The sequence below is a fragment of the Paracoccus sp. L-17 genome, from assembly GCF_056857655.1.
On the sequence record NZ_JBSXNM010000028.1, the window covers coordinates 41577 to 51818 of the forward strand.

12 protein-coding genes and 1 pseudogene are annotated in these 10242 nt (G+C 62.8%); 4 read left to right on the forward strand and 9 right to left on the reverse strand.

The genetic code is table 11. From position 1 onward, the window contains the following. Positions 1–2: 2 nt before the first annotated feature. The 7 genes and pseudogenes from AC13CR_RS03960 to AC13CR_RS03990 form a co-directional block, all read right to left on the reverse strand. On the reverse strand, positions 3–677 hold the full coding sequence (locus tag AC13CR_RS03960; RefSeq protein ID WP_482900355.1) for a hypothetical protein: 675 nt from the start codon (positions 675–677) through the stop codon (positions 3–5). Next, on the reverse strand, positions 674–1249 hold the full coding sequence (locus AC13CR_RS03965) for a DNA methyltransferase (RefSeq protein ID WP_482900356.1): 576 nt from the start codon (positions 1247–1249) through the stop codon (positions 674–676). Before AC13CR_RS03965 ends, AC13CR_RS03960 begins: the two co-directional genes overlap by 4 nt. A 28-nt stretch (positions 1250–1277) precedes the next feature. After that, a pseudogene (locus AC13CR_RS03970) lies at positions 1278–1694 on the reverse strand (DNA cytosine methyltransferase); the annotation flags it as partial. A 71-nt stretch (positions 1695–1765) separates the two neighbouring features. Beyond that, entirely contained in the window at positions 1766–2734 is a 969-nt protein-coding gene (locus AC13CR_RS03975; protein WP_482900357.1) for a helix-turn-helix domain-containing protein, read from the reverse strand. Further along, positions 2731–3126 (reverse strand): VRR-NUC domain-containing protein, encoded by a 396-nt coding sequence (locus tag AC13CR_RS03980; RefSeq protein WP_482900368.1) that lies wholly within the window; start codon positions 3124–3126, stop codon positions 2731–2733. The genes AC13CR_RS03975 and AC13CR_RS03980 overlap by 4 nt, the downstream gene beginning before the upstream one ends. An 8-nt stretch (positions 3127–3134) precedes the next feature. After that, positions 3135–3398: a hypothetical protein gene (locus AC13CR_RS03985; protein WP_482900358.1), complete on the reverse strand. Its 264-nt coding sequence runs from the start codon at positions 3396–3398 to the stop codon at positions 3135–3137. Further along, a complete protein-coding gene (locus AC13CR_RS03990; protein ID WP_482900359.1) occupies positions 3395–3652 on the reverse strand; it encodes a helix-turn-helix transcriptional regulator in 258 nt (85 codons plus the stop codon). The genes AC13CR_RS03985 and AC13CR_RS03990 overlap by 4 nt, the downstream gene beginning before the upstream one ends. Before the next feature lie 637 nt (positions 3653–4289). Here AC13CR_RS03990 and AC13CR_RS03995 point away from each other — a divergent pair. Next, complete coding sequence (locus tag AC13CR_RS03995; RefSeq protein ID WP_482900360.1) at positions 4290–5552, forward strand: tyrosine-type recombinase/integrase; 1263 nt, start codon at positions 4290–4292, stop codon at positions 5550–5552. 3 nt (positions 5553–5555) lie between these two features. On the opposite strand, the gene AC13CR_RS04000 is transcribed toward AC13CR_RS03995, so the two are convergent. Continuing rightward, a complete protein-coding gene (locus tag AC13CR_RS04000; protein ID WP_482900361.1) occupies positions 5556–6161 on the reverse strand; it encodes a hypothetical protein in 606 nt (201 codons plus the stop codon). Between the two features lie 497 nt (positions 6162–6658). Between AC13CR_RS04000 and AC13CR_RS04005 the strand changes: the two genes are divergently transcribed. Genes AC13CR_RS04005 through AC13CR_RS04015 form a run of 3 tightly spaced genes read left to right on the forward strand, consistent with a single transcriptional unit; the run spans position 6659 to position 9232 of the window. Further along, a complete protein-coding gene (locus AC13CR_RS04005; RefSeq protein WP_482900362.1) occupies positions 6659–7744 on the forward strand; it encodes an HD domain-containing protein in 1086 nt (361 codons plus the stop codon). Continuing rightward, positions 7741–8709 (forward strand): nucleotidyltransferase domain-containing protein, encoded by a 969-nt coding sequence (locus tag AC13CR_RS04010; RefSeq protein WP_482900363.1) that lies wholly within the window; start codon positions 7741–7743, stop codon positions 8707–8709. The genes AC13CR_RS04005 and AC13CR_RS04010 overlap by 4 nt, the downstream gene beginning before the upstream one ends. Further along, positions 8675–9232: a histidine phosphatase family protein gene (locus AC13CR_RS04015; protein WP_482900364.1), complete on the forward strand. Its 558-nt coding sequence runs from the start codon at positions 8675–8677 to the stop codon at positions 9230–9232. Before AC13CR_RS04010 ends, AC13CR_RS04015 begins: the two co-directional genes overlap by 35 nt. 461 nt (positions 9233–9693) lie before the next feature. Here the strand turns inward: AC13CR_RS04015 and AC13CR_RS04020 are convergent, their stop codons facing one another. Continuing rightward, positions 9694–9942 (reverse strand): hypothetical protein, encoded by a 249-nt coding sequence (locus AC13CR_RS04020; protein WP_482900365.1) that lies wholly within the window; start codon positions 9940–9942, stop codon positions 9694–9696. Positions 9943–10242 lie beyond the last annotated feature (300 nt).

Below are 10242 nucleotides of genomic sequence, written 5' to 3' on the forward strand. Positions count from 1 at the left end.
CGCTAACCCTGGCGGGAAGGTCGCTGATCCCAAGGCCGCGCCCTCGGCATCGCCGCCGTCACCTCGACCTCGCGCAGCATTCTGCCCGCGATCAGCCCGTCGCGGATCCAGCCCAGCGCCTGCCACCAGTCGTCATAGGCGCGGCGGGCGGCCTCGATCTGACGCGGGTGCGGTGAGAAAGTAACGGGGCAGGCCAGCACCTCGACCGTGCGCCACTTGCCGCGGGTCAGGATGCGCACGGTGCCAACCACCATGGTGCTGGCCCGCTCGCCATGCTGGTTGCGCTTCACCTCGACCGGCACGCAGCGTGGCACGGCGCCGGGCATCCAGTCGGGGGTGAGGCCGGCGCGCGCCAGTTCCGCCACCCGGATCGCCATGCGCTTGCCGCCCAGACTGTCAGGCATCCCGGCGACGCAGGCGGCGATCACCTCGGCATCCTCGTGGGTGTAGCCGCCGATCTTGTGCTGGCCGCCGTCGATCCTGCAGCCGAGGATGGCGCGCTGGATCAGGACGTATTCGAGGCCGAAACCGAAACCCTCCTCAGTCACGTCCTGGGGCAGTGGCAATTCCAGCTGTGCCTTCTCGACCCGGAACGCCCATTCCAGCGCTGCCTGCACGCCCAGCGCGCGTTTCTTCCTGCCGCTGCCCGCGCGGCCGACCCGTCCCTGAAAACTCATAGCTGCAATCCTTCAAGGAAATCCATCTGCGCCGGGCGCCGGGCCGCATCCGTTGGCCGCCAGATCCACGGGCCCGAGGCCATGGGCAGCTGCGAGAGCGCGCCACGCATGTGCTGCTGCCAGAGGGTGAACTCCGTTGCCGAGCAGGCGCAGAGCGCGTGCCCGATGGGCCAGCCCATCAGCCACCCGACGAAGAGCGGGTTCAGCCGCCGCCGCGACCGGCCCTTCAGGATCCGCCGCGAGACGACGCGCCCATGCGAGGCAATCATTGAAGCCCAGAGCGGGCGCGAGATTGGGGCGTGCCGAAAGCACCGCCGCCCATCCGGCCAGATCGCCGGGTCCGGGCGGGTGAAGCCCTGTTCCGCCCGGTAATGCAGCAGGTCCATCCGGGACTTGCCGTCCATGCGCGTCACGCTGTCCGCGCTGGAGCCCTTCCAGTTCTGCGCCGCCGGGGTCGGCCACTGGTTCGGCGTCGACCAGTTGGTGATGCCCAGCGCCAGTGCCTCCGCCTTGCGGGTGAAATCGCTGTTCCCGGCCGGGTTGTAGTGATTGGTGCCGGGATGCAGGCTCATCGGTGTGGGCCAGGATGAAGATCCGCTGCCGCTGATGCGGCGCACCGACCTCTGCCGCGCTGAATAGGCCCGCCGCAGGCGTGTAGCCCATGCCCCAAAGCTCTCGCAGCACGGTTTCAAGCCCGAGGGTGACGTGACCGGCGACGTTTTCGAGGAAAACCCATTCGGGGCGGCATTCGCCGATGACGCGGGCGACTTCGGGCCAGAGGTGCCGGGGGTCGTCTGCACCGATGCGCTTGCCGGCGGCGCTGAAGGGTTGGCAGGGGTATCCGGCCAGCACCGTGTCGAACGCGCCGCGGAAGGGACGGGCGTCGAAGCTGCGCAGATCGTCCCAGATCGGCGCCGGGGCGAAATACCCCGCGCGCTGGGCCGCGATGAGCACGGATCGGGGCCAGTCCCCCCATTCGACGAAGGCGCGGCTGTGATAACCGGGTTCGGCGAGCATGAGGCCCAGATCAAGGCCTCCGCCGCCTGCGCAGAGGCTGAGTCCGTGCCGGGGACGTGACACCAGCCCATTCACAGGACCCCCCGCTGGCGCAGGCGTTCTTCCGTGACCAGCCCACGGGCCAGCATGGCCTCGCGGATGGAATTGCTGATCATGCTGGACGGCAGGAAGCCGTCCGCGTTGACGATCCGGGCGTAGAAGCCGGCCCGCTCGTCCTCGCTGGGCAGCGGGCCGGGGTCGGACTTGCGTTTCCGGGCGGGTTTCCGGCCGCCGGCATCTGCCGCCGCCTGCGCATCGCGCTGGGCGGCACGCTCCATGGCGCGGTCGAGTGCCTTGGGCCCGTCGGGTGGATTGGGGTGATCGCGCCGTGTCGTGGCGGCGGTCTCGATGATCAGATCCTCGGTCAGGCCGAGATCGTCACGCCAGCGGCGCACATGCGCACGCGCCGGCCAGCCCTGCCACCAGGCCGGCAGGGCGGCATCGGCATCAAAGCCCAGCGCCGAAAGCAGCTCCTCGAAAAACCGATCGAAATCGACCTCGCGCGCCCGCGCGTCCTCCTCCTCCTCCTTTACTGGTTCTCTTAAAGGTTCTCTTACAAGGTTAGTCTCCGGATTCCGGAGATGGCTTTGGGCAAAATCCGGAGATGGCTCTGCCGATAATCCGGAGATGGCTCCATGTCCGGATTCCGGAGTTGGATCACCGTCATGTTCCGGCTGCGTTCCGGTTTCGCTATCTCCGGATTCCGGAGGTGGTTCTTGTGGAAACCCGTCTTCGAACCCCAGGATATAGCGTGTCGCCTGCCGCTTGTGGGTGCGGGGATCATGGCTGCGCAGGCGGTGGATCAGCCGCAATTCCTCGAGCCTGGCGAGGTGTTCGTTCAGTGCCGAGACCGACATTTCCGCGTCCTCAGCAAGACGGGCCTGTGTCGGGAAGCAGCCGAAATCCGGGTTGTGGCGGTCGCAGAGATGCCAGAGCACGATCTTGGTGGCGGGCTTCAGCCCGCGCTGCTGGATCGCCCAGTTGGTCGCGTGATGGCTCATGGCGTGACCCTCCCGTCCGGGCGGGCAATCCGCGTGGCAAAACCATGCGCCGCCAGTGCGCCCAGCGCGTCGTCGAGCGAGCGCACCAGCGCCCAGCCGAAGCCCTGCGCCAGCACCGCATCGCGACACGCCTCCTGATCGGGGCGCAACCGGCCCTTGGGCGCCTTCAGCTCGAGAAACAGCACGCGGCCGCCAGAAATCACCATCAGATCGGCGAAGCCGCGATGGACACCCATGCCGACCAGGATCGCCTGACGCTTTGCGCCGCGCGGCCCCGGCTCGGTCACCTCGTTCGCGCAATGGTGGATGATGGCGCTGCGGGGCAGGGCAAAGCGCAGCGCCTGCACCACCGCACGTTGCAGATCGGCCTCGGGGGTGCCGCGCCGCTTCATCGGCCGGTTCATCGCCGCACCTCCTGATCGTCATCAGCCCGCCGGGCACGCAACGGGCGGCGGGCGTCGAGGATCAGGAGCAGCCGGCGTGCGTCCTCGCGTTCCTCTTCGCCCTGGCCATGCTGTGCCAGCACCTTGCAGGCGAGCCGGATGAGGTGGTCGCTGTGATGCGCAACATCGGCGATCACCGCGCGCGCCTCGGCTACACGGTCGGCCAGCCAGACGGCATCGCTCTCGGGATTGACGGGGATATCGGGCAGGGAGGGTGTCATCGCCGCGCCCTCCGATGAGGTTGTCGTGGCTGTTCCTGCGCCCCCAGCCAGTCCTCGATGGCAGAGCGCCGATAGAGGACCTTGCGCCCGGCGCGGACGCAGGTCGGCCCGACCCGGCGGTCTTCCCAGCGGCGCAGGGTATCCTCGGTCAGGCCCAGCTCGCGGGCGAGATCGCCGCGGCTGACCCAGCCGGTGAGGATCGAGTCCGGTGGCATCCTCTGCGCGGTTCGCGGCGCGGTGTCGGTGCATGTCATCTGCTGTTTCTCCGAATGTCGCCCGATGCGGGCGGTTGACGGGGAGCAGCAGGAGCAGAGCGCTTGGGGTGGCAGGGAGGCAGTGACCGGCAGTCACCGGCAATGGCTTTGCCACCCCCATGCCACCCCATGTTTTGCCGGGTTTTTGCGATTTCAGTCCAAGGCCATGCTGCGGCGCAGCATGATTTGCAAACCTTGCAAACCTCGGAAATCGACGAATCCGATCCGGAGGCGGGGCAGGGGATGCATTTCGGCCCCCTGGACCGCTCAAATCAGCCCCGGCGCGGCGGTTTCCGGAATGTCAAGGGCGGCAGGGGTGGCAGGGTGGCAATGACCGGCAGTGGCTTTGCCGGAACCCTGCCGGGGCTTGATTTCATGGCGGATTTCTCCCGCCCGGCAGCTTTCGCCCGGATTCGCCGACATTCAGGCCGGCACGGCGTGGCAAGCGGGGTTCTGTGGCGCTGCCAGGCGGTCGCTGCGGAATGCAGGATTCCCCATGAAACAAGGGGTGGCAGTGCTTTCGCCGGCTCACTGCCGGTCATTGCCGGTGGCTGCCTGTCCGCCACCCCGGGCGGCATGATTGCCTTGCGATCGCGGCGAATCGACGCCTCATGGACTGACTGCAAGGAGGCATGCGATGGCAATTACCCGGGTTCGCCTGACCGAGAAGATCCTGCGCGATGCGGTGCCGCGCGAGGGACGCGATTACCAGATCTTCGACGCCGACATCCGCGGTTTCGCGACTTGCATCTATCGCGGCGGCGGCCGTGCCTTCACCTTCGACTATCGCCACGCCGGGCGCCAGCGCCGCATGACCTTCGCCCGCTGGCCGGAATGGTCGGTGACCGCGGCCCGTGATCGCGCCAAGGAGCTGCGCCGCATCGTCGATGCTGGTGGCGATCCGCTGGGTGATCGCGACCTGAGCCGCGAAGCGCCCCGCATCTCCGATCTGATTGAACGCTACATTGCCGAGCATGTGGTGCGGCTGGCGCCCCGCAATGCCGCCGATCAGAAATCCATGCTGCCGAAGCTGATCGCCCCGCATTGGGGTCGCAAGCTGGTGGTCGAGATCACCAAGGCCGATGTCGAAAAGCTGCTGGCGAAGATCGCCGAGGGCCGCGCCCGGCCGCACAAGCTGAAGCCCAACAACCGCGCCCGCAAGCTGCAAGGGGCGAAGCCCACGCCGGTGCGCGCCAACCGCGTCGGGGAAATCCTGCGCAAGATGTTCAACCTTGCCATCGAATGGGGCTGGCGTGACGACAACCCGGCCAATGGCTTCTATCGCCGGATCGAGAACCCGCGCGAACGCTTCCTGTCCAAGGACGAGATAGACCGCCTCGCCAAGGCGCTGGACGCGGCCGAGGACCAGCGCGCCGCCGGGATCATCCGGCTCTGCATGCTGACCGGGGCGCGGGTCGGCGAGGTGCGGCAGGCGCGCTTCGAGCAGTTCGATCTGGATTACTGCCTGTGGTCCAAGCCCGCCTCGACCACGAAACAGCGCAAGGTGCACCGGGTGCCGATTTCAGAGGATGTGGCGGCGATCGTGCGTCAGCGCCGGCTGCTGGTGCCGAAGGGCAGCCCATGGCTGTTTCCAGGTGATGTGCCGGGGGAGCCGGTGAAGGAAATCCGCCGCTTCTGGCTGGGCATCCAGCGGCAGGTGCAGATCGGCGATGTGCGGATCCACGATCTGCGCCATACCTTCGCCTCGCTGCTGGTCAGCGGCGGCGCGTCGCTCGAGATGATCGGCAAGCTTCTGGGCCACAGCCAGATGCAGACCACCCAGCGTTACGCGCATCTGATGGAGGGGCCGCTGCGCGCCGGCGTCGATGCCGTGGCCAGCATGCTGCGGCCGAGACCCGTGCTGGTCCATGACCGCGACGGGGAACGGAAGACGGCCTGAGGTTCAGCCGGCCTTCTGCAGCTGCGTCAGCGTCTTCCACACGGCATTGACGCGCCGCCGGATCGAGCGTTCATCGGGGAAATCGTCACCCTCCGTTTGTTCGGCAAACCAGTCCTGCATGTCGCGGATCAGCTCGGCCTGTGAGGCGGGCAGGCCGTGTTCATGGATGCGCACGATCAGCGCGTTCATCATGCCGTCCCAATCGTAGGGCGAGATCGAACCCGTGCCACCCGCGATGCGGCGCATCAGATCATGGTCATCCTCGAACCTGCGGATCTGTTCGCCGGTGATGAGCAGATCGGCGATGGAGACCTCGACACCGGCGGCCGGATCGGTGACAAAGAGCCATTCGGATGTGCCGACGGGGCGAACACGCCGGACATGGGCAGACTGTGGACCGATGCCATATCGACGGAACATCGGCAGCATGTCGAAGGCCGCCACAGCGACCTCGCCGGCAACGGTCTCATCGCCGCAGACTGTGGGAGGAATGCCGGTGACGATGTCGAACCGCTCCTTCGCCGACCAGCCGGCGATGTCGGCAATGGTGCAACCCCAGCGGGCCGCGGCTTCGTGGACGGTGTAATATTCGCGTGGTGGCAGCTTCATGATAGTCCATTCCTTGTGCCCCAGTTCCGATCCTGTTTCTTCAGGGCGGTCGGGGGAATCCAGTGGTGATCTTGCGCCAGGTCGTCCGGCTTGCGCGTGTTGCATCAGCGTCATGATACACGCAATGGTTTAGTTGATAGTCGCCGAGAGGAGCCGAGAGGAAATGAACACGCAGGGGTATTCGGCCTGGCCGCCCGCAGGTATCTGGGTTCCACTCGATAGCTTGAAGGTTGCAGCGCGACTCTATCGCAGGCTGAGCCTTCCTGGCGGGAGCGTCGCAAAGCCCAAGATCGCAACTGATTGTCAGAAGCGAAGGGCGGCTTGGGGCGGCAAGCCTCCTGACGCCGGCGCGGCATGGCGACCGCAGCGTGATCGAGAAAGCGGCCGTTCGGGCTCGGCGCGGCGAGATGAGGGGAGTTAAGGCCACCGGTAGCGGCAAACACCTCTCGCATATGGAGTCGGCTTGAACTAAATACTTCCTTAGCAAGGAGAGTCGGATGCTGGACGTGATGAAAGGACAGGAGAGCGAATTGGCAACGCTGATCGCGCCCGAACTCATGCCCCTCGCTGCTGCCGAAGCGACATTCCGATCCGATGATGTAATTACGTTCGATGACCCCTTTGTGAATGAGCTTCTGTCGACAGCCCCTCTGCGCAGGCTTTCAAAAATCGGCTTCCTCGGTGCGATCGACCTAATCCGGCACGGTTCTGGCCGATCACCACATCGTCGGCGCCACAATCGATTAGAGCACACGATTGGCGTAGCCCGTCTCGCTGACACTTATGCGTCCGAGGCGGGCCTCCCCGACGACCGTCGTCGCTTGCTACTCGCAGCCGCGCTCCTGCATGACGTCGGACATGGGCCGCTCTCGCACACGCTTGAGCCAGTCTTCGTCGAGGCCTTTGGTGTCGATCATCATTCAGCGACCCGCAGAATCGTGCGCGGCGAGACCCGGCTGGGGCGCGATGTCCGCGAGGCCTTGCGCGCCGCTCGTCTCGATCCCGATGAAGTCCTCGCCATGATTGATGGGCATCACGGCGGGCCCGACGCCTTTCTTTTCGCAGGCCCGATCAACTTCGACACGCTTGACGGTATTTCGAGATGCCGGGCTTTTATGCATCCGCGTACAGCTCCCCGCGCCATGCTGCGGGCCGTGCGCGATTGGGCTCGTTTCGGTCGTGCGCCTTTGCCCGAATTTGACGCATTCTGGGCGCTCAAGCAGGAAGTTTACTCTCTTCTGATTGGAGGCGTGCGGGGGCATCTCCTTGACGCTGCCGCACAAGTCTACATGCGGGCCAATATCGATGACTTTGACGCCGCCGACTTCGAGCGCAGCGAAGCAACGCTCCGAAAGAAGCACCCGCGGCTCTTTGACTATCTAGGTAAAATTGCGAATGGTGGCACTTCCTTGAAGGACCGACTCCCGGCTGACTGGATGATGGAGGAAATTGTCGTCAGATACCGGGTATTCACGGTGTTAACTGAACGGATTTCAAGTAAGCCCCATCTGATCCATGAACGCTACAAACAGAGCAAATCGACACGGCGATTGTCGTTTGGTGAATTAATCGAGGCGCTATGACAATTGAGAAATTGACCGAAAGCGCGGATGTGCAGTCTGTGCTTAAAGGTGCAAATGACAGATCCGAGAAAATCCTCTTCGAGCTAAGGTCTGTGGCCGAGGAGGAGTTCCGCGGCGATCCAGACCTGATTGTTGGCGTGAATGGTAGCGTGGCGCGCAGGGAGGCGACCAGCGGGTCGGACGTCGACCTGTTCGTTCTCACGCGCAGTGGAGACATGGCGGTGGCTAAGGAAGCACAGGCCGCCTATCGTGCAAGACTTGTCGAGAAAGGGATCAAGATGCCCGCTCACGGCGGTGTGTTCGAGGATCCTCTGCGCACGACATCCCTTGCATCCACGATCGGCGGCGAGGATGATACGAACACGTATATAACGCGAAGGATGCTGTATCTCCTCGAGGGCGAGTGGATCGCGAACAAGGACGGCTTCGATCGTCTCAGGGAAGACCTGATCGCACGATATGTTCCAGAGGATCTGGAGGATCAGAAGATCACGCGTTTTTTTCTCACCGACGTGATCCGTTACTGGCGGACCATTTGTGTCGACTTCGAACACAAGACGGCGGACGCCGCTAAGGCGCGTGCGATTCGCCTCATCAAATTGCGTCTGTCCCGCATGCTACTGTACGTCGCGGGTATCGCGGCGGCAAGAGAGACTGTCGGTATAAGTGCCGAAGCCAAGCGAAAAATGCTAATCGACAGGCTCGCGCTCCCACCACTGCGACGGCTTGACGAAGTTTACGGTGTTGATCGAATGGCTTCCGCTCGCGCCTGCTACGCTACTTTCCTGCATGCCATTGACGACGACAGTATCCGGGAAAAACTAGAACTGCCCGGTGAAGAAGGAATGTCGACGGAGGAATATTCCATGTTGTCCGGTGTGGCGCGTGACTTCAAAGTCGAGCTGCTAAAGCTTCTAGGCTCAAAAGCAGATGATAGCCCGCTTGTGGAGGCACTACTGCTTTGAGGCATGGTGCTCAACGTACGTTGGCGTTATTGTTTTGAGAATCATTCTGCTGCGTCATGGGCAAACCATGTGGAATCGAGATGGCATCATCATCGGGCAACAAGATATCCCTCTAAATGAAAGAGGTCGCCAAGAGGCACTGCAAGCCGCATGCTCCCTAGGAGGGACCGGTCTGGATGCGATTTATTCTAGTCCCTTGGCACGCAGTCGTGAAACGGCTCAGATCGTCGGGGCCCATCTCGGACTTGATGTTATCTTGGTGCCGGAACTTGCCGAACGAAACTGGGGCGTATTCGAGGGGCGCCCGCGAAATGAGCGAGATAGAAACGGCGACCCCGAAAATGGCGAGAGCAAGTTGGCTTTCATGGATCGGATCAATAATGCCCTTCAAAAAATAGAAGGGCAAAGGCCGTTGTTGGTGACCCATTCCGGCGTAATTCGCGCAATCACGCGAAGTGGTGCGGGCCGAGTTCCGCACGCAGTACCGATCCCTTTCCTAGTCTTCGGACGATTGCTTCGGTGAGGCTGCACCGCACCAGGCTAGCGTGGTCGAAAAGCAAGTATGGGCCGTATCAGCGTTTGGATCGCGTTGCTGGATTGGCGCTTCCATGCGATTACAGTCAGAGGGACCTTCAGCGGGAACTACATCAACGTCACATCAACCTGCGAACGCTGCTTGTCCCCCATGAAAGCCGGTCAAAGCCTGTGAAAGTCGTCGGATGCAGGAAGTAAAAATCCGCAAAACCAAAGGCTTGCACGGTAAGCGATTGAAATTAAAGAATCATTCTAAATCAATTGGTTTTGGCTCATAACCTGAAGGTCACAGGTTCAAATCCTGTCCCCGCAACCAAAATCTTGCAGTAGTATTAAAGACTTACGCCCCGCCAATAGGTGGGGTACTCTAATACCTACGCCCCGACTCAACACCAACTCAACAAAAACGAGCGGGGTCGGGAAAACGGGTCCAGATCACGCCGCGGCACTCTAACCAAACAGTCCAGCACGGCCGATGTTCGGGTTCTTGGTGAACTGATAATTCGTGTACGGCGTGACGACATCCTGATCAGACTTGTGGTTTTCGATCACAATGAACTGTGCCACGTTCGCCATCCCCTGCAGATAACGGTAGAAGTGCGTCGCCACATCGGCCTTGCGCAATTCCAACTCATCGTCGGTGAGATCTTCAAAACGGCCCTCTTCTGCGGGACGATAGGCAAAAAGCGGCGAATCCAATATGACAAACCCAGGATGAGGCCGACCCTTCTCGACGCAGTATACGAGGACACCGACCTTGAATGCAGCATGTAAAAGTGCCCGAACACCAGCGCCATTGTCCCGTCGGCGCTTACCATCGACAACGATGTCCTGATCGCTTTTCTCGAAATGTACCGCATTGAACCGCGCCGGGTTTTCCGGAGGCTGATTTGTCTTAGTTACGCGGCCATGTCTGATCTTTCCAGAGCGGCATAGAAGTTTGCCTCGGCCTCTGCTGGCGGGATGTTACCGATGGGTTCCAGCAAGCGTCTGTTGTTG